This window comes from Burkholderia sp. RF7-non_BP4, from assembly GCF_001521935.1.
Taxonomy (GTDB): domain Bacteria; phylum Pseudomonadota; class Gammaproteobacteria; order Burkholderiales; family Burkholderiaceae; genus Burkholderia; species Burkholderia diffusa.
On the sequence record NZ_LOTA01000001.1, the window covers coordinates 180097 to 201585 of the forward strand.

Here is a 21489-nt window from a genome sequence, read left to right on the forward strand (position 1 = left end):
TCCGGTATGATCGGCAGCCTCGATCGGCGCCCGGCCGCCTGCGCAGCCGACGCCGTGCCGCGCGCCCGCGCCGCCCAACTCCGTCCCGTTGCCGCCATGTCCGCCGCCTCCACCGACCGTCCGACCGACGCCGCCTCGCCCCACTACTCGCGCAGCCTGCTGTTGCTGCTCGCGACGATCGCGGGCGTGTCGGTCGCGAACATCTATTACAACCAGCCGCTGCTCGACAGCTTCCGCTCGGCCTTTCCCGACGGGGCGTCGTGGATCGGCGCGGTGCCGACCGCGACGCAGCTCGGCTATGCGGCCGGCATGTTCCTGCTCGCGCCGCTCGGCGACCGTTTCGATCGCCGCGGGCTGATCCTGATGCAGATCGCTGGCCTGTCGATCGCGCTGATCGTGGCCGCGACCGCGCCGTCGCTGGCGGTGCTCGCCGGCGCGAGCCTCGCGATCGGCGTGCTCGCGACGATCGCGCAGCAGGCCGTGCCGTTCGCGGCCGAAATCGCGCCGCCGGCCGAGCGCGGGCATGCGGTCGGCACCGTGATGAGCGGCCTGCTGCTCGGCATCCTGCTGGCGCGCACGGCGGCCGGCTTCGTCGCCGAATATTTCGGTTGGCGGGCGGTGTTCGGTGCATCGGTCGCGGCGCTCGTCGCGCTGGCCGCGGTGATCGTGCTGCGGCTGCCGCGCAGCTCGCCGACGTCGACGCTGTCGTACGGCAAGCTGCTCGGCTCGATGTGGCACCTCGCGGTCGAACTGCGCGGGCTGCGCGAGGCATCGCTGACCGGCGCCGCGCTGTTCGCCGCGTTCAGCGCGTTCTGGCCGGTGCTCACGCTGCTGCTCGCCGGCGCGCCGTTCCACCTCGGCCCGCAGGCCGCAGGGCTCTTCGGGATCGTCGGCGCAGCCGGTGCGCTGGCCGCGCCATATGCGGGCCGTTTCGCGGACCAGCGCGGCCCGCGCGCGATCATCTCGCTCGCGATCGCGCTGCTCGCGGCGTCGTTCGTGATTTTCGCGCTGTCGGGGACGAGCCTCGTCGGGCTCGTGATCGGCGTGATCGTGCTGGATCTCGGCGTGCAGGCCGCGCAGATCTCGAACCAGTCGCGCATCTATGCGCTGAAGCCCGAGGCGCGAAGTCGCGTCAACACCGTGTACATGGTGTGCTACTTCATCGGCGGCGCGCTCGGCTCGTCGGCCGGCGTCGCCGCATGGCACGCGTTCGGCTGGACCGGCATGTGCGCGACCGGCCTGCTGTTTGCCGCGCTCGCCGGCTGGTCCCACCATCGCGGCGCACGGCGCGGCTGAACGCCGCCGCGCGCGCCGGCATCACGCGTCGGCGCGGGACGCGGCCGGTTCGCCGGCCGGCGGAAGCGTGAATGCCGGCGCGGGATCCATGACCGCGGCCGGGTCCACGACGGCGCCCGGTGCCGGCACCGCAAGCGGTACCGCGGAAGGCGCGAGGATCGGCGCCGGGTCCGGCATCGCGGCCTGATCCGGCACGGACGCCGCCCCCGCCGCCGGTTCGGCGGCCACGGTCACCGGGGCCGCTGAAGCGTCGGCCGCCGCGCGCGCCGCGGGCCGGCGCGCGGGATCGAACACGAACGACAGCCCGACGCTGCCGAGGATCGCGACCGTCGCGATCACGGTCGCCGTCGTCACGGGCTCGCCGAGCATCAGCGCGCCGAGCGCGACCGCGACGATCGGGTTCACGTACATGCAGCTGCTCGCGATGATCGGGCTCGTATGGCGGATCAGGTAGCCGTACGCGACGTACGCGGCCATCGTGCAGAACACCATCAGGTACACGAACGCGAACACCGGGCCGACCGCGACCTGCTCGATGCGCTCGCCCATCAGCCATGCGGCGATCGTCGACATCAACCCACCCAGGCCGATCTGCAGCGACGTCGACAGGAACAGGTCCGACGGCAGCTTGAGCCGCGTCGCGAGATGCGCGCCGCCCGCCCAGAAGAGTGCGCCGGCGAGCACGCAGATCGTGCCGAGCGCCGAGTTCGCGGCGCCCGCGCCGCCCGAATTCAGCACGACGATGCCGACCATCCCGAGCGCGACGGCCGCCCACTCGCCCTTCGTCACCGGACGCCCGGCCACCGCCGCGATCACGGTCGCGAACAGCGGCACCGTCGCGACCATCACCGCGGCCGAGCCGCTGCTGACGGTGCGCATCCCGAGCGCGATCGTGCCGGACGACAGCGCGACCAGCATCGTGCCGACGATCGCCGAGTTGCGGATTTCCAGCAGCGTCGGCCATTCGGGCTTGCGACGCAGCGCGAAGACGAACAGGCCGATCCCGCCGAGCAGGTTGCGCAGCCCCGACAGCAGCAACGGCGGGAACGACTGCAACGCGAAATGCAGGCCGCTGTAGGTCGAACCCCAGACGAAATAGATGAATACCAGGGCCAGTGCGACGCGGCCGCCGCGGCTTTGCGGCAGGCGGATCCGGATCGGCAGGCGGGCGAGGAAATCGAGAAGGCGGTCGAGCGGTGTCATCGATCAGCCCGCCCGCACGACGTGTCGCGTGCTCCGCTGAAAGACGCCGGCGATGCCGGCAAACGGCCCTGACGGGACCAGGAAGGCGGAGACGAACGTGCGGAACGACATGGCAGTGCGAACGGCGACGAATAAGAACCGGCAAGCGGCGGCAGAGGGTCAACAAAACGTGCACAGACCGCTTCGGTTGCGCACGCTCGGCATTATGGCATCACGGATTCGAAAGCATCATCGGACCTGTCTGAAAGGATATCGACTGACGTTTCGGCGCGACATTTTTCGGCATTCGGACGAACCGAATCCGGGGCCGGAAACGCGCTGCACGGGCGTCGCGGACATCGCCCGACGCCCTTCCCCGCCCATCGCGATCGATCCATCTGCCTGACGGCCAGTCATGCGTCGCGGGGGTTGCTTCGCGCTTATCGTGACGGTCGGCCTGCCGATCCGGTCGCCGACATTTTGTCCGTTCAACCCGCACACATCCATACAAAATTTTGTATAATTCCACCATCCTTCCGACGAAGCCGGTCGTCTTCGTCGGCAGCGCGCTGGATGCGCTTCGCGGCTTTCCGCTGGCGGCGCGCCGCGAGGCCGGCCACCAGATCGACCAGGTGCAGCGCGGCCTGACGCCCGACGACTGGAAGCCGATGCGCACCATCGGTGTCGGCGTGCGGGAAATCCGCCTGCGCGATGTGAGCGGCGCATTCCGGATCATCTATGTCGCGACCTTCGCGGACGCGATCTACGTGCTGCACTGCTTCCGCAAGCAATCGGCGCGCACCTGCAAGGCCGACGTCGAACTGGCCGCCCGGCGCTATCGCGCATTGACGATCGAGAGGAAACGATGAGCAACGAACGCTATACGAATGTCTGGGACGCCATCGAGGGCCAGCCGGCCGAGGCCGAGAACATGAAGCTGCGCTCCGAGCTGATGATCGCGCTCAAGCAGCGCATCGCGCAGCTCGAACTCAGCCAGGCCCAGGCCGCGAAACAGCTGGGCGTCACGCAGCCGCGCGTGTCCGATCTGCTGCGCGGCAAGATCAACCTGTTCGGGCTCGACGCGCTCGTCAACATGGCGGCGGCGGTCGGCCTGCGCGTCGATCTGCAAGTGCGCTAATCGGCGTGACGCACCCGTGAAGCACGGCGGACGCGGCCGTGCCCCGCCGCTCACGATCCGCCGAACCAGTTGTAGCCCTGATCGACCCAGTAGCCGCCCGGGTAGGTATCGGTCACGAAGATTTCCATGATGTGCTTCGGATTCTTGTAGCCGAGCTTGGTCGGCATCCGCAGCTTCATCGGAAAGCCGAATTCGGGCGGCAGGCGGCGGCCGTCGTAATCGAATGCGAGCAACGTCTGCGGATGCAGCGCGGTCGGCATGTCGATGCTTTCGTAGTAATCGTCCGCGCATTTGAAGCCGACGTATTTCGCGTGCGTATCGGCGCCGACGCGTGCCAGAAACGCGCCGAACGGCGTGCCGCCCCAGCGGCCGATCGCGCTCCACCCTTCCACGCAGATGTGCCGCGTGATCTGCTCCGCGTGCGGCAGCGCATACAGCTCGTCGAGCGTCCACACGCGCTTGCCCGTCACCCGGCCCGACAGCACGAGCCGGTACGTCGATGCGTCGACGTGCGGCACGTCGTCGATGCCGTAATACGCGTTGAACGGGAACGGCCGCGTGATGTCGGCCTCGGTATAGGTCGGTGCGAGCCGCTCGCCGCTGAACAGCCAGGCCTGCACGCGATCGTTCATGCGCGACACCTTCTCGAGGAACGCGTTGACCGACGCGTCGTCCTGCAGCGTGCAGCCGGTCAGCATCGTCAGGCCGCCGAGCGTCAGCACGCGCCGGTTGAAGAGGCGCCGCGACGGCATCTCGAGTTCGCGGCGCACGTCGAGCTCGAGCGACTTGCGGTCGAGCGTCCAGCTCGGCCGACCGCGGTTGTTTCCGGATTCCGACATGATGAGTTCCTTCGCCCGCGGCGTGCGGGTCAGCGGCCGCGCAGCATCGCGAGCAGCGAGCGCGGCACCAGCAGCGCCATCGCGACGTGTACGACGAAAAACGCGACGAGCAGCGACATTGCCCAGAAGTGCACGACGCGCGCGTTGTCGTAACCGCCGAACAGCTCGCGCAGCAGCGGAAACTGCACGGACTTCCAGATCGTGAGCCCCGACAGCACCAGCACGATCAGATCGACGATCGCGGTCAGGTACGCGGCACGCTGCACCGCGTTGTAGACGCTCAGGTCGTCGTGCGACAACCGGCCGCCCAGCGCCGCGCGCACGTCGCGCCATATCGACGCCGGCGTGACCGGCAGCATCTTGCGCGCGAGGCGGCCCGTCGCGATCGACATCGCGAGGTAGAACAGCCCGTTGCCGACCAGCAGCCACATCGCCGCGAAATGCCATTGGAGTGCGCCGCCCAGCCAGCCGCCGAGCGTGATGCCGTGCGCGAACGTGAACGGCGGATAGATCGGCGACGCATCGTAGATGCGCCAGCCGGACAGTGCCATCAGGATCGCCGCGAGCGCGTTGAGCCAGTGGCTCACACGCACCCACAGCGGATGAATGTTGCGCGCGGGCGGCGTGGCAGCCGTGCGCCCGGCAGCGGGAACGGTTTGCATGGTGAAGACTCCCGGAACGTAGCGGCGGTGCGCGATGCGCGAGCGGCCTCGTGTACCGCACGCGCGGGCCGCGCCCCGCCCGCGGCGGTCAGTTCGACGGCGCCATCTTGTCGCCCGACGTCGACTTGCCCATCGCGTCGTGCGACATCGCGTCCTTCTTCATCGCGTGCTTCTTCATGGCGTCTTTCTTCATCGCGCCGTCCTTCGCCATCGCGTCGTGGCCCATCGCATCCTTCGACATCGACGCACCTTCCTTCGACATCGCGTCGTTCTGCGCATACGCACCCGTTGCGGCCATGGCGAAACCGGCGACACAGGCTGCGATCAGTACTTTTTTCATGACATCTCTCCGAAACATGGGTTTGAGGAGCCAAATAGACGGAGGACGTCGCGGGATATGACAGTCGTTTCGAGAATTTTTTTCAGGGACTGCCGAAACCGCTGCAATGCTGCACCGCGCCGTCATCGTCAGCCGGGCCGCAGGGCCGTGCGGCGGTGTCATGCATCGCGGCTTGCGCGGCGGGCGCACCGCCCGCATTGCTGCAACTGCACCGCGGCCACCGGTCTGCCACCGGTTGAAACCGCCGCGAAGCCAGTGTATCGTGTGCGCTGCTAACGCGGGGGTCCTGCAATGCGTTCGGTCAAACAACCGGCATTGCGGGTGAGAAATACCCTTTGAACCTGATCTGGATAATGCCAGCGCAGGGAAGCGTACGGATTTCGCCGCCATCCTTCTGACGAAATCCGCCGCCTCACCAAGCCTCGTCTCCTGCTTAGCTCGAGCCCCACATTCGTCAAGGGCTCCGGGCAAGCGCCGTGGCGCCTGTCCGGCGCTCACACAGGAGATTGCATGAACGCCAATCCGAAGTTTCTGTCCGCGGACGCCCACGTCGACGCCGCCGCCGTCGCCCCGCTGCCCAATTCGCGAAAGGTTTATGTAACCGGCTCGCAGCCCGACATCCGCGTGCCGATGCGTGAAATCACGCAGGCCGACACCCCGACCGGCTTCGGCGGCGAAAAGAACCCGCCGATCTACGTGTACGACACGTCGGGCCCCTACACCGATCCGGACGCGAAGATCGACATCCGCGCCGGCCTGCCGGCACTGCGCCAGCGCTGGATCGAAGCGCGCGGCGACACCGAGGTGCTCGACGGCCTGTCGAGCCGGTACGGCCTCGAGCGCGCGGCCGACCCGGCCACCGCCGACCTGCGTTTCCCGGGCCTGCAACGCAATCCGCGCCGCGCGCAAGCCGGCAAGAACGTCACGCAGATGCACTACGCGCGCCAGGGCATCATCACGCCGGAAATGGAATACATCGCGATCCGCGAGAACCAGCGCCGCGCCGAGTACATCGAGAGCCTCAAGTCGAGCGGCCCGAACGGCGCGAAACTCGCCGCGATGATGGGCCGCCAGCACCCGGGCCAGGCGTTCGGCGCCGCGGCCTTCGGCGCGAACGCACTCGCCGAGATCACCCCCGAGTTCGTGCGCGAGGAAGTCGCGCGCGGCCGCGCGATCATCCCCGCGAACATCAACCACCCGGAGTCCGAGCCGATGATCATCGGCCGCAACTTCCTCGTGAAGATCAACGCGAACATCGGCAACTCGGCCGTCACGTCGTCGATCGGCGAGGAAGTCGACAAGATGACGTGGGCGATCCGCTGGGGCGGCGACACGGTGATGGACCTGTCGACCGGCAAGCACATCCATGAAACGCGCGAGTGGATCATCCGCAACAGCCCGGTGCCGATCGGCACGGTGCCGATCTACCAGGCGCTCGAAAAGGTCAACGGCAAGGCCGAGGACCTGACCTGGGAAATCTTCCGCGACACGCTGATCGAACAGGCCGAGCAAGGCGTCGACTACTTCACGATTCACGCGGGCGTGCGCCTGCAGTACGTGCCGCTCACGGCGAACCGGATGACGGGCATCGTGTCGCGCGGCGGCTCGATCATGGCGAAGTGGTGCCTCGCGCATCACAAGGAAAGCTTCCTGTACGAACACTTCGAAGAGATCTGCGAGATCATGAAGGCGTACGACGTGAGCTTCTCGCTCGGCGACGGCCTGCGTCCCGGCTCGATCTACGACGCGAACGACGAAGCGCAGCTCGGCGAACTGAAGACGCTCGGCGAGCTCACGCAAATCGCGTGGAAGCACGACGTGCAGGTGATGATCGAAGGCCCCGGCCACGTGCCGATGCAGTTGATCAAGGAGAACATGGATCTCCAGCTCGACTGGTGCAAGGAAGCGCCGTTCTACACGCTCGGGCCGCTGACCACCGACATCGCACCGGGCTACGACCACATCACGTCGGGCATCGGCGCCGCGATGATCGGCTGGTTCGGCACCGCGATGCTGTGCTACGTGACGCCGAAGGAGCACCTCGGGCTGCCGAACAAGGACGACGTGAAGGAAGGGATCATCACGTACAAGCTCGCCGCGCACGCGGCCGACCTGGCCAAGGGTCACCCCGGCGCGCAGGTGCGCGACAACGCGCTGTCGAAGGCGCGTTTCGAGTTCCGCTGGGAAGACCAGTTCAACATCGGCCTCGATCCGGACAAGGCGCGCGAATTCCACGACGAGACGCTGCCGAAGGATTCGGCGAAGGTCGCGCACTTCTGCTCGATGTGCGGCCCGCACTTCTGCTCGATGAAGATCACGCAGGACGTGCGCGAGTTCGCGGCACAGCAAGGCGTGTCGGAAACCGAGGCGCTGAAGAAGGGGATGGAGGTCAAGGCGGTCGAGTTCGTGAAGACCGGCGCCGAGATTTATCACCGCCAGTAAGTCGGCAAGCGAACGCGGCGGTCCGCGCGGACCGCTTCGCTTCGTGACGAACGGCAGGAAGCCCGCTTTCGAGCGGGCTTTTTTTTGCCTTCGCGCGCATGCCGTGTGCCTGCCGGCGCAAGCGAAACAATTGATTACGAAACCGCTCGAGCCTTAACAAGTCCTTACAGCAGCGCCACGGGGCGACGCGTAGATTGGATTCATGCGCGGCCGTCCGGCGGCCGCGCGACCTCCGTTCACTACCACAAGGACAGCGATCATGAACCAATCGATTCGGCGTTTTGGGGTATGCGCGCTGCTCGTCGCGACGGTGGCCAGCCTTTCGGCCTGCGATTCGATGACGCGGCGCCAGCGCGATACCGCGATCGGTGCGGGTGTCGGCGGCGTCGCCGGCGCGGCGATCGGCGGCAACGCGCTGTCGACGCTGGGCGGCGCGGCAGCCGGCGGCATCATCGGCAACCAGGTCGGCAAATAAGCCGACCGGCTTACCCGGCTGCCGCGCGACGCGCGGCAAGTTCCGGCCTGACGGCGTTTCCGCACTGCGGAAGCGCCGTTTTTCATATGCGGCGCCGCAACACGCCGCAGCGGCCCGGAAATGATCCGTTACCGTTTAGCGCACCTTGTCATCGCCGCGCGGCCTAAGCTTAAGCATCTGCCGATTGCCGGCTCCGCCGGAGAGACATCATGAACAGGACCCTCGTCGCCGCGGCGCTCGCGTGCACGACGCTCGCCGGCTGTTACTACCCTTACGGCTACTATCCGTCCGGCTATTACACGGCGGCGCCCGTGCAGCCCGCGCCCGTCTATGTCGATCCGGGCCCGGCGTACTACTATCCGGCGCCCGCCTATGCCCCGGCCTGGGGCGGTTACTGGGGGCCCGCGGTGTCGCTCAATTTCGGCTTCGGCGGACGCGGCGGCTGGCACCATCACTAAACGATCGCGCCGGCCGGTTCGTGACGGAGGCGAGCGGATTTCCCGGTTCTTGCCGGTTCTTGCCATTTCATCCGATCGTGAAACGACGGCACGGGAACGCGGTGTAAGATTCCTCGCATCCCGTCCCCTCGCCCGCCACGCTCAATGTCGCCCAAGAACGCCTTTCTGCTGACCGTCCTCGCTGCACTGTGGGGCGCGTCGTTCCTGTTCATCCGGATCGGCGTCGCCGACTTCGGTGTCGCGCCGCTGATGGCGCTGCGCGTGGGCATCGGCGCGCTGTTTCTCGCAGGATTCGCGCTGACGCGCTTCAGGCCCGCCGAGCTCGGCGCGCAGCTGCGCCGTCGCGCGTGGCCGTTGTTCGTCGTTGGCGCGCTGAACTCGGGCATCCCGTTCTGCCTGTTCGCGTTCGCCGAACTGACGCTGTCGGCCGGCGTGACGTCGGTGATCAACGCAACGACGCCGCTGTGGGGCGCGCTCGTCGCCTATCTGTGGCTGAAGGACAAGCTGTCGCTGCCGCGCGCGCTCGGCCTCGTGATCGGCTTTGCCGGCGTCCTCACGCTCGTGTGGGATCAGATCGCGAACGCGCACGGCAGCACCGGCGCCAACGCGACCGCACTCGCCGCCATCGCAGCGCTCGGCGCGACGCTGCTGTACGGCATCGCGGCCAACTACACGAAGCGCACGCTCAGCGGCGTCGATCCGCTCGTCAACGCGACCGGCAGCATGATCGGCTCGACCGTGCTGCTGGCGCCGTTCGCGATCGCGACCTGGCCCGCCGCAGCCGTCAGCGCGCCTGCGTGGGGCGCCGTGCTCGCGCTCGGCATCGCCTGCACGGGCATCGCGTATTTCATCTTCTTCCACCTGATCGCGCACATCGGCCCGGCCCGCGCGATTACCGTGACGTTCGTGATCCCGGTGTTCGGCCTGCTGTGGGGCGCGCTATTCCTCAGCGAACACGTATCGCTCGTGATGATCGAAGGTTGCGCGATCGTGCTCGTCGGCACCGCGCTCGCCACCGGCGTGATCAAGCGGATTCCCGGGCTGCGCCCGCGCGGCGGCGAAGCGGCCTGAGCGGCAGATGGGGCCGGCACCCCGCCGGTGTGGGTTGCGTGCGACACGCCGGCCGCCAATCCGCGAGCGCCGCAGGTCGACCGGTGCGCGACGGCGCATATCGAGTTTCGCCTGATGGCGACGCAACAGCCCGGCTTTGCCGCTTTGCCGCATTCTTCGCACGCGATGCATGCGACATATTTGGAGCCGTCGCCGTATACACGGCCGGTGGCCCTTGCGTGTCACGCGCCGGGCGGACGGCCCCTTCCAGCCGTCGGTGTAGCGTTTGCGTCTGGAGTTACCCTGATACGCGCGCCGCGCCATTCCCGTTACACTCGGATCACTCATCCGCAGAAGGCGGTTACGATGCACCACGTTCTTTCGCGTCCACCTGCGCGTGCGACGGCTTCTGCGTGGCGCGCACGATACCGCCCCCCGATCGCCCCAGGGCACCGTTGACATGAAGCCCTCCCGCGACCTCTCGCTCGACTCCCTGCTCGAACGCCTCACGCCGACGCCCAGCGGCTGGATCGCCACGTATCGCGAGACGACGCTGCGCAGCGTGTTTCAACCGGTGCTGTCGATCACACACAAGCGCGTGGTCGGCTACGAAGCGCTGCTGCGCGTCGTGGACGAGAACGGCGCGCTGGTTTCGCCGGTCGCGCTATTCGACAAGACGCGTGCCGCTGCCGACGCGTTGCTGCTCGACCGGCTCGCCCGCTGCCTGCATACGGCCAACTTCGTCGCGCAAGGCATCGGCGACGGCTGGCTGTTCCTGAACGTGACGCCGCGCGTGCTCGATTCGGGCCTCGTGCAGCGCGAATTCGTCGAGGCGCTGTGCCGTCATTTCGCGCTGCCGCCGAACCGCATCGTGCTGGAAGTCGTCGAGCAGCCGGCGCGCGATGAAGCCGCGCTCGCCCGCACGATCGACATGATCCAGCACCGGGACTTCCTGATCGCGATCGACGATTTCGGCACCGGGTTCTCCAATTTCGACCGCGTGTGGCGCGCACGGCCCGATATCGTCAAGCTCGATCGATCGCTCGTCGAACGCGCGAACGCGTCGGCCGACGATCGCCGCATCATGCATCACCTGGTATCGATGCTCCATCAGGCCGGCGCGATGGTGCTCGCCGAGGGCGTCGAAAGCGACGACGCGCTGCAGATGCTGATGGAGGCCGATATCGATTTCGTCCAGGGCTTCCAGTTCGGCCAGCCCGATGCATCGATCGCGCACGCGAGCGCCGCGGCGCCCGCGATGCTCGACGCCGCGTGGCAACGCTACATCGCCCACCGGCATACGCCGGCGATCGCCGAGCAGCCGGGCTTCGACGCGATCGAGCGGCTCGTGCTCGCAGGCGCGGCCGCGTTTTCCGCGAGTGGCAGCCTGCAGGACGCCGCGCAGCGCGTATTCGTGGTGCCCGCCGCACGCCGGGTGTTCGTCACGGACGAGATCGGCGAACAGTTCCTGCCGTCGATCGGCGCGCGTCCCGAGGACGGCCAGACGAGCGGCACGCGACTCTCGCCGCTGTTCCCGGAGACGCACAGCAACTGGTCGCGGCGCCCGTACTTCCAGCGCGCGATCGCGGCGCCCGGGCGCGTCGCGCTCATGGGCCCGCACTTCTCGCTGACCGAAGGCCGCGATTGCTACACGGCAGCCGTCGCGATTCGCGCGCAAAACCGTCTCGTCGTGTTCTGCGTCGACTTCGTGCTCGACAGCGCGGGCACCGTGATGCGGTAGCGCATACGGCGGCACGACGCCGCCCGCCATGCAGGCTGGCCGGCGATTCGTTTCGTCAGTCGATCACCTTCCCTCTTCCGGACTTCACCACGCTGCGGCGCGACTTGTGTTCGAGCCGCCGCTCCTTCGATGCGCGTGTCGGCCGTGTCGCGACCCGCGCACGCGGCGTGAACGCGACGCTGCCGATCAACGCATCGAGCCGCGCGAGTGCTGCCTCGCGGTTTTTCTCCTGGGTGCGGTATTCCTGCGACTTGATCACGACGATGCCGTCGCGCGTGATGCGCTGGTCGGACAGCGCGAGAAGCCGTTCCTTGATGACGGGCGGCAGCGACGACGCGCGGATGTCGAAACGCAGGTGAATCGCGCTCGACACCTTGTTGACGTTCTGGCCGCCGGCGCCCTGCGCGCGCACGGCGGTCCATTCGACTTCGGCCGGATCGAGCGTGTAGCGGATCATCATCGCGACGTCTCCTTGCGGCGCCGCGCGAGCGCCTCGTCGACGCGGGCCGCCAGGCCCGAATCGCGTTGCGTCCGTGTCGCGACCGCCTGCGCCAGCACGCGCCGCGGGCCGATCACCTGCACGCGCGTGCGCGCACGCGTGACCGCGGTATAGACGAGTTCGCGCGTGAGCACACGGCCGAACGATGCCGGCAGCACGAGCGCGGCCTCGTCGAATTCGGAGCCCTGCGACTTGTGGACGGTCAGCGCGAACGCCGTTTCATGCGGCGGCAGCGCCGCGGGCGACACGGCGCGCGCGGTGCCGTCCGCGCGGCGGAACCATACGCGCAGCACGCCCTGCGCGTCCGGCAACGCGATGCCGATGTCGCCGTTGAACAGCCCGAGCGCATAGTCGTTGCGCGTCACCATGATCGGCCGCCCGGTGAACCAGTGTGCGCCGACCGCGAGCGGCACGCGTGCGGCATGCCGCACGTGCGTGGCCACCAGCGCATTGACGTGCTCGGCGCCACGCGATCCCGTGCGCGTCGCGCAGAGGATCCGGAAGCGGTTGAGCGCATCGAACAACGGCAGCGGGTCGGGCTCCGGCCCGGACAACGCGGTGCGCAACGCATCGAGGTACGCGCCGAACCGGCGCGCGAACCGCTCGACCGTCGACGCCGCAAGCGTCTCGCCCGCATCGTCGTGAAACGACGCGGCAGCGGCATCGTCGGCCGGCAACGCGTCGAGCGTGCCCTGCACGTCGCCGCGGCGGATCGCGAGCGACAGGCGGCCGATCGGCGAATCGAGACCGAAACGGTAATTGCGTTCGAGCCACACGACGCAGTCTGCGAGCGGTGCGGGTGACGCGGCCGCGATGTCGTCGGCTTGCGTTGCAACAGTCGACACGCGTGTTGCCGAACCTCCCGCGTGAGCCGGATCGAACGGCGCGAGCTCGACGGCGTCGAGCCACGCGAGTTCGTCGGCCTCGATCCACGCGGGATCGGTGGCCGCGGATGCGCTATCGAGGTCTGTCGGTACAAGTGACGACGGAGCGATACGTGGCACCGCGTCAGTCGGGGAAACCACGTCGTCCTGCGGGTCGTCGTCGAACAGCGACGCCTGGCGCGTATCCACGTTGCGCCGTGCCGGCGGCTTGCGCGCCGCGCTCACCGACAATGGCGCGGAAGCCGGGGCCGGGGCTTGAGCTGCAACAGCAACCGCCCCCGCCACTTCGCCGTCCGGCACCGGCAAGGCCGCGACGAAAGCCGCTTCGTCGATCCCGAGCGCATCCGCGATGCGCGTGCGCGCAGCGGCGGTGAACGTCGGCCGCGCGCTCAGTTCGGCGAACACGGCGCCGGCTTCGACCGCGGCAAGCTGATCCTTGTCGCCGAGCAGCACGAGCCGTGCACCCGGCGCGAGCGCATCGAGCAGATGCGCGGCAAGCGCGACGTCGATCATCGACGCCTCGTCGACCACGATCAGGTCGTACGGCAACGGATTGTCGCGGTGATGGCGGAAGCCCGCCGCCCCGCCGCCGCCGAGCAGGCGATGCAGCGTGTACGACGTGTCGGGCAGGCGCGCGGCAAGTTCCGGCGGCAGGTCGCCCGCCCGTGCATGCAGCGCTTCCTGCATCCGCTGCGCGGCCTTGCCGGTCGGCGCCGCCAGCGCGATGCGCAACCCCGGATGCGCGTCGAGCAGACAAGCCAGCACGCCGACGACGGTCGTCGTCTTGCCGGTGCCGGGGCCGCCGCTGACGATCGTCACGCGTCCTGTCAGCGCAACGATCGCCGCGACGCGCTGCCAGTCCACTTCGCCCGTCGCGGGCCCGAAGTAACGCGCGAGACTCTCGCGCAACCGGTCGGGCGACAGCACGTCGCCCGGTGCGGCGACGCCGGCCTGCGCGACGAGCGCATCGGCGAGCCGCCGTTCGTAGTCGAAATAGCGCGACAGATACAGATGGTCGTGCCGGTCGACGATCAGCGGCCGCTCGTCGCCGCGCGCGAGCGTGCCGAACGCCACCACGCCGCTCGCGGCAAGCGCCGCGCGCACGTCGTCGACCGGTTCCTCGTAGCGCTGCGCGAGCGCGCCGAGCGACACGCATACGTGGCCGCCCGCGGTCGCCCGGCTGGTCGCGAACGCGGCACGCGCCGCCCAGCGCGCAGCCGCGGCCGGCGCACCCGCGCGGCGCGACAGGTCGCCGATGCGTCGCGCGAACCCTTCCGCGAGCGCAATGCCGAAATCAGCAGGCTCGGGCAGGCGCGCGACGAGGCCGCCGGTGAATTCGAGCGTATCGTCGGACACATTCATGCGCGGCCCCCTTCCATCATCCGGTCAAGCGCGTCGACGAGTTCGCGCGCGGGCCGCCGCGCATGCACGCCGGCCGGTTCGCCGGCACTGCGCCAGTCCGGCCGCACGCCACGCACGAACAGGTACAGATAGCCCGCGATATGCGTGTCGTAGTCATAGTCGGGCAGCCGCCCGCGCAAATAGCGATGCAGCGCAACCGTATAGAGCAGCGCCTGCAGGTGATAGGCATGATCGGCCATCGCGACGTCGAGCGCGCGCGGGCCGTAAGCGTCCGGCGTATTGCCGAGATGGTTCGACTTCCAGTCGACGATCCAGAAGCGGCCGTCGTGTTCGACGATCATGTCGATGAAACCCTTGATGAAACCGGCGAGCACGCCCGCGTCCAGCGCAACGTCCGGATAGCCGTGTGCGACCAGCAGCCGGCGCAGCGCGCCCAGCTCGAGCGACGGCGCCGGGAACAGGAAACCCATTTCGTCGAGCCGCTTGGCGGGATCGAGATCCGCGAGCCGCATGCCCGGCACGAGCTCCGTGCGCACGACATCGTCGACGAGCCGCGCCATCATCGCGGGCAGGCGCGTCGCGAGTTCGGGCTCGGCCTCGACTGGCCGGTCATGCAGCGCGCCGAGCGCCGCCTGGTGCCATGAATCCGGCTCGGTGAACCGACTGAGTTCGAACAGCCGATGCAGACACTCGCCCGCTGCCGCGCCGCGCGGAAACACGAGGATGTCGTCGTCCGGCGGCTCGACCGCGACGGTGTCGTCCACGGCAAGCGCGCCGTCCGGCGCGACGGCGGCAAGTGCATCGTGATCGGGCCGCAGCTCGTCGTCCGGCACGACCGCGACGCCCGCCTCCTCGCGCGCCATCGACGCGGTCAGCGAACTGAAGCTCGCCATCCGCCACGCGTCGCGCAGCACGCGCGTCGCATGGCGGGCGGCGAGCGTCTGCGATGCATCGTGGCCGGCAGCCAGCCGCTCACGGCGCGCCGGCACCGGCAACGGTGCAACACTCACGGGCCCGCCCGCGAGCGCTTGCCACGCAGCGTCGAGCACCGCTTCGTCGGGCGGCTCGTCGAGCCACGCGTCGAACGACTGGCCGGCCCCGGCCACGAGCCAGTTCAGCACGCTGCGCCGCGCCTCGCGGGTCGAGCGCGACGACAGATAAGGCCCCGCGACGAGATAGCACCGATAGACCGCGCGCGTGAGCGCCACGTAGACGAGCCGCGCGCGTTCCGCCGCCTGCTCGCGCAACGCCTGGCGCGCAGCATGCTCGGCGGCTTCGTCGTCGCACCCGTAATGCAGCACGGCGTCGCCCGCATCGTCGTGATACTCGCGCGCGTCGGGCAGCGCCGACGCGGGCGGCTCGCGCAGCCCGCCGTCGTTCAGGAACGGACAGAACACGACCGCGTATTCGAGGCCCTTCGACTTGTGCACCGTCACGATCTGCACGAGGTTGCGATCGGACTCGAGACGCAGCTGCGCTTCCTCGCCGCCGCCGTCGAGCCGTTGCGCGGCGAGCCAGCGCAGCGTCGGCGCGATGCCCGGCTGCGCGGACGCGCGCGCCTGCGTCAGTTCGGCCAGATGGTTGATGTCGGTCACGCGGCGTTCGCCGTCCGCGCCGGCCATCAGCCGCTCGGCGATCCGCAGCTCGCGCGTGAACGTGCGCCACATCACCGCGAAGCCGCGTTCGCGCCACAACAACCGATAGCGCGAGAAGCGCTCGACCCAGCTCATCGCGTCCGCACTGTCGGCCGCTACTCGCGACCCATCGCCGTCGCCCTGCTCCATCCGCCACAACGCCCCGGCGTCGAGGCCGAACCAGTCGGCGGCCAGCGCCGCGCGCAAGCGCCGCAGGTCGCCCGGCGCATCGATCGCCGCGAGCACGCGCTCGAGCTGCTCCGCATCGCCGGTCGAAAACACGGACGCCTGCGCGAGCTCGACGCTGCCGATGCCCCACGTGGCGAGCACGCGCTTCACGAGGCTCCCCTGCCGGTGCGTCTGCACCAGCACCGCGACGTCGCCCGGCGACAGCGGCGTATCGCCGAGCCGCACATGTCCTTCGCGCGCGCCGCGCATCAGCCGGGCAATCTCGGCCGCGCACGCCTGGGCGGCCTGTGCCTGCGCGTCGCGCTTGAGCAGCGTGCCGTCGCCGCCCGGCAGCGCCCAGATCCGGAAATCGCCGGCCGGGCCCGGATCGGTCCCGTCGACGAACGGTGCACGCACGCGCGTGCCGGCGCGCACCGCGTAATAGTCGAGCCCGTCGAGGACGAACGCGCGCGGGTTCGACATGAAGAAGCGGTTGCACGCATCGACGATCGCCGGCGTCGAACGCTGGTTGACCGCGAGCGTGTAGCACGCGCTCGCGCTTGCCCGCGCGGCGAGATACGTATGCAGATCCGCCGCGCGGAAGCTGTAAATCGCCTGCTTCGGATCGCCGACGAGAAAGAGCGGCCCGCCCGGTGCGAAGATCCGGTCGAAGATCGCGAACTGCAGCGGGTCCGTATCCTGGAATTCGTCGATCAGCGCGGCCGGATAGCGCGCGCGCAGCGTCTCGGCGAGCCACGGATGCGCATGCAGCGCGTGATAGAGGTTCGCGAGCAGATCGTCGAACGACACGACGCGGCGCGTACGCTTGCGCTCGGCCAGCTCGCCCGGCGCGGTGTCGAGCCAGTCGGCGACCAGCGCGAGCCAGCGCGCGCGCTGCGCGGCCTCGGCGGCGGCCACCGCCGCTTCGAGCGCGTCGGCGACGTCGAAGAATGGGTGTTCGGGGGTCGCGCCGCCCTTTTTCGTCGCCTTCGCGAGCGCCGTGCGCGTGAGCTTGAGCGCCGCCTTCGGCAGCGCGGCGGCGGCGTTGCCTTGCGCGAAATGCGCGGACCACGCGCCGAGCGCATCGGCGACGGCGTCGGGCTTGTGCGAACGCTGATTGAGCACGGGCTGCGCGGTACGCAGCAGCGCGTCGATCGCCTCCCGCTCGTCGGCCCACATCCGCGCGGCCTCCGCGAAGCATTCGACGGCAGCGGCCTCCGCCGAGGCGTCCGGTTCGACGACGCCGTCCCAGCGTAGCGCGGCGAGCGGCTTCTTCAGCCGCCGCGCGAGCTGGGCGTCGAGCGCGGCCGGGCCCGCGCCCGAATCGACGAGCCACGTCGCGAAGCCGGGCCAGCGCGCGGCCATCGGCTCGACGCGCGTGCGCCAGAAGTCCGCCGCGAGCTCGAAGCGCAGCGCCGCATCGTCGGCCTGCATCTCGAACGCGAACGGCATCGCGGCCGCGAACGGCGCTTCCTGCAGCGCACGCTGGCAGAACGCGTGGATCGTGTGGATCGCCGCCTGGTCGAATGCGCGCAGCGCACGCCGGATCCGCTTCGCGGCGGTCTCGGGGTCGAGCGCGCCGGCTTCGCCGAGCGTCGTCTCGAGCAGGCGCGCGACGAACGGATCGCCGCCGTCGTCGCCGGTATCGAGCGCATGCGCGAGCTGCGCCAGCCGCCCGCGGATCCGCTCGTGCAGCTCGGCCGTTGCCGCCTTCGTGAAGGTCACGACGAGGATTTCATCCGCGCCGAGATCCTTCTCCAGCAGCAGGCGCACGTAAAGCGCGCAAATATTCCACGTCTTGCCGGTACCGGCCGACGCCTCGATCTGGTTGACGCCGTCGAGCGGACAGGCGAACACATCGAGTTCGAGCGCCGCCTGCGGCTGGGATGCGGCGCTCATGCGACCTCCTTCAGATGTTCCAGCATCGGCTCGAACACGAGCCGCGCGAGTGTACCGAACGGCTCGTCGAGCGAAGGATGCGCACCGCGCCATGCGATCGCGATCGCCGGATCGTCGGCTTCGCTCACCACGCGCTCGTTGATCCAGACGCTCGCCGCCTTCGCCTCGCCGTCGGAAATGCGCGCCCACGCGCTGCGCGGGAAGAACCGCAGCGGCATGCGCCGCCCCGCGCGAAACAGCGCGGCGAGCGGCGCGAGACGCTCGAGCGGTGCCGCGACCGGCGTGAGTTCGAACGCGCCGCCGCTGCCGAACCACAGCGTGCGGCGCGGACCGTCGGGCTCCACCGCGCAGTAGACGAGGTGCGCGAGCCACGCGGACAGGTAGTCGCGCGCGCTCGGCCGTGCATAGCGATAGATGATCTGGCCTGCCGGCGTCAGCCGGTTCAGCGTGCCGTGCAGCTCGAGCGGTGCACTCGCCGCATCGCCGGACAGCATCGCGTCATCGGCACCGAACAGCGCCTGTTCGGTGTCGGGCCAGGCAGGCACGATCGCGAGCGTGAACGGCCGCCGTTCCATGCCGTCGGCCAGCGCACGCCGCACGTTCGACGCAAGCTGCGTCATCGAGCCGAGCGCCTGGTCGCGCCAGACCGCGCCCGTCGCGCCGCCCGGCAATTCCGGGCTGGCGTCCGCGATACGCAGCGCATGATCGTGCACGCCGCCTTCGTCCGATTCGATCAGGAGCGGCAGCACGCGCTCGGCGAGCGCGTCGCTGCCCGCGAAGTCGAGTGCGAACGGCTCCGTGTCGAGCAGTTCGGCCTGCGCGTCGGACAGCACGATGCCGAGCCGCGCGCGCAGCAGCGCGCGGGCCGGATGCCGCCAGAACCGTTCGAATTCGCTGAACGCGACGGGTTCGACCGGCTCGGCCGGCAGCGGCTGCGCGAAGAACGGCTGCTCGCGCGTCGCGTCGCGCGCGGCTTCGGCTGCCAGCAGCGACGCCAGCGTCGCGCGCTCGGCGTCGTACGACGCCAGTTCGCTGCCGGGCCGGAAATACTCGGCCGCGAACGGTTGCAGCGGATGTTCGACGATGAACGCGCGCCGCGCGGCATCGACCGCGTCCGGTGGGGCATCCTCGCCGGCCGTGACGAGCGCGAGATGGTCGAGCAGTTCGTCGACGAGCGCCGCGGGCGGCAACGGCGCGTTGTCGCGAATGCTGCGCCCCGTATAGGCAATCAGCAGCCGGTCGCGCGCAGCGAGCAGCAGGTCGAGGAACAGATTGCGTTCGTCGTCGCGACGCTGCCGGTCGCCGAGCTTCGGCAACACGGCCATCAGGTCGAACTCGTCCGCGCGGGCGAGGCTCGGCAGCACGCCGTCGTCCATGCCGAGCAGGCACACGACGCGGTATGGCAGCCCGCGCAGGCTCGTCAGCGACGAGAACGTGACGCCGCCCCACGGCACCCCGCCGCGCGCCGGATCGTCGAGCGCGGCTGCCAGCCCCGCGCGTACGACGGCCGCGGGCAAGGCTTCGTCGGGCGCGCCTTCCGTCATCGCGGCCAGCATCGCGTCGAGCGCGTCGCGCACGCCCGAGAGCGCATCGGCATACGCGGCGCCGGAGTCGAAGAACCGCGCGAGCGTGTCGGCGAACAGTTCGCTCCATGCGCGCGGCGTGTGCGCGTCGGCGAGCCGTCGCGAGAAGCCGTCGAGATCGTCCGTGAAGCGCGCGAGCCGGCCGAGCAGTTCGGCCTCGCTGCCGGTGGCCGCCTCGATCGGCAGCCACGCGCCGACCGGTGCCGCGCCTTCGGGCATCGCATAGCCGAGGAAGAGGCGCGCGAGCGCATCGGAAAACGTATGGCGCGGCGCAGGCACCGCCGCATCGTCGCTCACCGTCGGCGACAGCCCACGCCGCGCGCCGGCGGCCGCGAGCCAGGTCTGAACCGTCTCGAGCGCGGTTGCGTCGATACCGTAACGGGCCGCCACTGCATCGACGCGCAGCCATTCGACCAACTCGGGCGCGCCGACCTGCCGTTCCGGCAACGCGAGCCATTCGAGCAGCACGCGCGCGACCGGGTTCGCCTGCGACGGCGGCAGGCCGGTGATCCGGTAAGGCACGCGCGCGCCGCCGGCGCCCGCGGTACCGAACACGGCATCGATCAGTGGCCCGGCCGCCGCGAGATCGGCGACCGCCACGAGCACATCGGACGGCTGCAGCGTCGCGTCCGCATCGAACCACGCGAGCAGGCGGTCATGCAGCACCTCGAGCTGGCGCGCGAGGCTGTGGCATACGTGCACCTCGATCCCGCGCTCGGCCGGCGCTTCGCCGAGCTCCGCCTCCGGTTGCAAATCGAGGATCGCGTTCTGCACGCGCGCGAGCCAGGTCGGCGCGGGATTCCCGACGAAACGCGACGCATCGCCCGACGCGGCGCTTTCAGTCAGTTCGTGCAGCATGTGCAACTGCGCCTGCGTCTGCCGGCCCCACTCCGCGAGCAGCGGATGGCCGACTTCCTGATAGTCCAGCCGGCCGGCCGCGTCGAGCGCCTCGGCATGCGCGGCGGTGACGATGTCGAACCAGAATTCTCGGCACGGATTGAGCGCATAGACACGCACGTCGATCCAGCGCGACAGCTCGCGCAGCAGCGCGACGTGCAGCGGCGGCATCGTCGGCAGCGCGAACACGCTGACCGATTCAGGCCAGTCGGCACGCGCGACGGTTTCGGGATCGAGGTTGCGCGCCTCCACGAGGAAGCGATGCGCGGGCGGCGTGCCGCTGTCGCTCAGCTCCGCAAGCAGCGCGCGCCACAGCGCCGCCTGCCAGTGCTCGTCGTCGCGTGCGGCATCGCTGATTCCGCGCGGCGCGACGTCGCTCGCGAGCACCGACTCGCCGGCCTGCCATGCGGCCAGCCATTCGGGCCGATAGGTCAGGTAATGATCGAGCACGGCCGCGACGCGCTGTGCGAGCTCGTAGCGCATCGCGTCGTCGGACGCGGACAGATACGCAGCCAGGCGCGGCGACGCGAGCCACGGCGCGCCGCTCGCACCCTGCGCGAACAGCCGGTAGCAGCGCCACACGAGGCGGTCCGGCGCGAACGGCGAGCGGGCGGGCACCGTCAGCACGCGGCCGATCTGCGCCCACAGCCATTGCGCGAGATACGTAAACTCGACGTTCGCGCACACGCCGTGGCGCACGGCGATGTCGAGTTCCAGACGGCGGCGCAGCGCCGCGCTCGGCACGATGACCTGTTGCGGCGCCCACGGGCCGTTGCGGGCCGGAAACGCGGCCAGGTCGTCGAGCAGCGCGTCGGCCAGCGTTTCGTGACGGTTCGAATAGAAGAGATGGAGCATGAAGCGGGTGTCGGAGCCTCGCGCCGGCCAGGCCGTGCGAACGGGAGCACCAAGGATAGCAAAAGGACCGTCGCGGCGAACCTCG

At 69.5% G+C, this 21489-nt stretch carries 16 protein-coding genes and 1 riboswitch; of the genes, 8 read left to right on the top strand and 8 right to left on the bottom strand.

The features are described from left to right. The first annotated feature begins 96 nt into the window (after positions 1-96). Positions 97-1296 carry an MFS transporter gene (locus WS49_RS00750; RefSeq protein WP_059523839.1) on the top strand — a complete coding sequence of 400 codons (1200 nt, stop codon included), beginning with the start codon at positions 97-99 and terminating at the stop codon, positions 1294-1296. Between the two features lie 21 nt (positions 1297-1317). Here WS49_RS00750 and WS49_RS00755 read toward each other — a convergent pair whose 3' ends face one another. Continuing rightward, positions 1318-2499, bottom strand: coding sequence for an EamA family transporter (locus WS49_RS00755; RefSeq protein WP_059523566.1), 1182 nt, complete (start codon positions 2497-2499; stop codon positions 1318-1320). Positions 2500-2993: 494 nt separating this feature from the next. Between WS49_RS00755 and WS49_RS00760 the strand changes: the two genes are divergently transcribed. Further along, on the top strand, positions 2994-3347 hold the full coding sequence (locus WS49_RS00760; protein ID WP_059523568.1) for a type II toxin-antitoxin system RelE/ParE family toxin: 354 nt from the start codon (positions 2994-2996) through the stop codon (positions 3345-3347). Next, positions 3344-3616 carry a helix-turn-helix domain-containing protein gene (locus WS49_RS00765; RefSeq protein WP_059523570.1) on the top strand — a complete coding sequence of 91 codons (273 nt, stop codon included), beginning with the start codon at positions 3344-3346 and terminating at the stop codon, positions 3614-3616. Before WS49_RS00760 ends, WS49_RS00765 begins: the two co-directional genes overlap by 4 nt. Before the next feature lie 50 nt (positions 3617-3666). Here the strand turns inward: WS49_RS00765 and WS49_RS00770 are convergent, their stop codons facing one another. The 3 genes from WS49_RS00770 to WS49_RS00780 all read right to left on the bottom strand — a co-directional run bounded on the left by WS49_RS00770 (position 3667) and on the right by WS49_RS00780 (position 5457). Then, positions 3667-4455: a molybdopterin-dependent oxidoreductase gene (locus tag WS49_RS00770; RefSeq protein WP_059523572.1), complete on the bottom strand. Its 789-nt coding sequence runs from the start codon at positions 4453-4455 to the stop codon at positions 3667-3669. Between the two features lie 29 nt (positions 4456-4484). Continuing rightward, positions 4485-5117, bottom strand: a complete 633-nt coding sequence (locus WS49_RS00775) for a cytochrome b/b6 domain-containing protein (RefSeq protein ID WP_059523575.1) — start codon at positions 5115-5117, stop codon at positions 4485-4487. 88 nt (positions 5118-5205) lie between these two features. Further along, a complete protein-coding gene (locus tag WS49_RS00780; RefSeq protein WP_059523577.1) occupies positions 5206-5457 on the bottom strand; it encodes a pentapeptide MXKDX repeat protein in 252 nt (83 codons plus the stop codon). Positions 5458-5726: 269 nt separating this feature from the next. Further along, positions 5727-5843, top strand: a riboswitch (TPP riboswitch). 124 nt (positions 5844-5967) lie between these two features. Here WS49_RS00780 and thiC point away from each other — a divergent pair. The 5 genes from thiC (at position 5968) to WS49_RS00805 (ending at position 11623) form a co-directional block, all read left to right on the top strand. Further along, on the top strand, positions 5968-7899 hold the full coding sequence (gene thiC, locus WS49_RS00785) for a phosphomethylpyrimidine synthase ThiC (protein ID WP_059523580.1): 1932 nt from the start codon (positions 5968-5970) through the stop codon (positions 7897-7899). Between the two features lie 259 nt (positions 7900-8158). After that, the gene (locus tag WS49_RS00790; RefSeq protein ID WP_059523582.1) at positions 8159-8374 is read left to right on the top strand and encodes a glycine zipper 2TM domain-containing protein; all 216 of its coding nucleotides are present in this window, start codon (positions 8159-8161) and stop codon (positions 8372-8374) included. Between the two features lie 209 nt (positions 8375-8583). Next, positions 8584-8832 carry a hypothetical protein gene (locus WS49_RS00795; RefSeq protein ID WP_059523584.1) on the top strand — a complete coding sequence of 83 codons (249 nt, stop codon included), beginning with the start codon at positions 8584-8586 and terminating at the stop codon, positions 8830-8832. Positions 8833-8976: 144 nt separating this feature from the next. Beyond that, on the top strand, positions 8977-9903 hold the full coding sequence (locus tag WS49_RS00800) for a DMT family transporter (RefSeq protein ID WP_059523586.1): 927 nt from the start codon (positions 8977-8979) through the stop codon (positions 9901-9903). A 439-nt stretch (positions 9904-10342) separates the two neighbouring features. After that, the gene (locus tag WS49_RS00805; protein WP_059523588.1) at positions 10343-11623 is read left to right on the top strand and encodes an EAL domain-containing protein; all 1281 of its coding nucleotides are present in this window, start codon (positions 10343-10345) and stop codon (positions 11621-11623) included. A gap of 55 nt (positions 11624-11678) precedes the next feature. On the opposite strand, the gene arfB is transcribed toward WS49_RS00805, so the two are convergent. Genes arfB through recC form a run of 4 tightly spaced genes read right to left on the bottom strand, consistent with a single transcriptional unit; the run spans position 11679 to position 21404 of the window. Continuing rightward, positions 11679-12083 carry an alternative ribosome rescue aminoacyl-tRNA hydrolase ArfB gene (gene arfB / locus WS49_RS00810; protein ID WP_044848015.1) on the bottom strand — a complete coding sequence of 135 codons (405 nt, stop codon included), beginning with the start codon at positions 12081-12083 and terminating at the stop codon, positions 11679-11681. Beyond that, positions 12080-14368, bottom strand: coding sequence for an AAA family ATPase (locus WS49_RS00815; RefSeq protein WP_059523590.1), 2289 nt, complete (start codon positions 14366-14368; stop codon positions 12080-12082). Before WS49_RS00815 ends, arfB begins: the two co-directional genes overlap by 4 nt. Next, positions 14365-18069: an exodeoxyribonuclease V subunit beta gene (recB, locus tag WS49_RS00820; protein WP_059523591.1), complete on the bottom strand. Its 3705-nt coding sequence runs from the start codon at positions 18067-18069 to the stop codon at positions 14365-14367. Before recB ends, WS49_RS00815 begins: the two co-directional genes overlap by 4 nt. Further along, positions 18066-21404, bottom strand: a complete 3339-nt coding sequence (gene recC / locus WS49_RS00825) for an exodeoxyribonuclease V subunit gamma (protein ID WP_059523593.1) — start codon at positions 21402-21404, stop codon at positions 18066-18068. The genes recB and recC overlap by 4 nt, the downstream gene beginning before the upstream one ends. Positions 21405-21489: the final 85 nt, after the last annotated feature.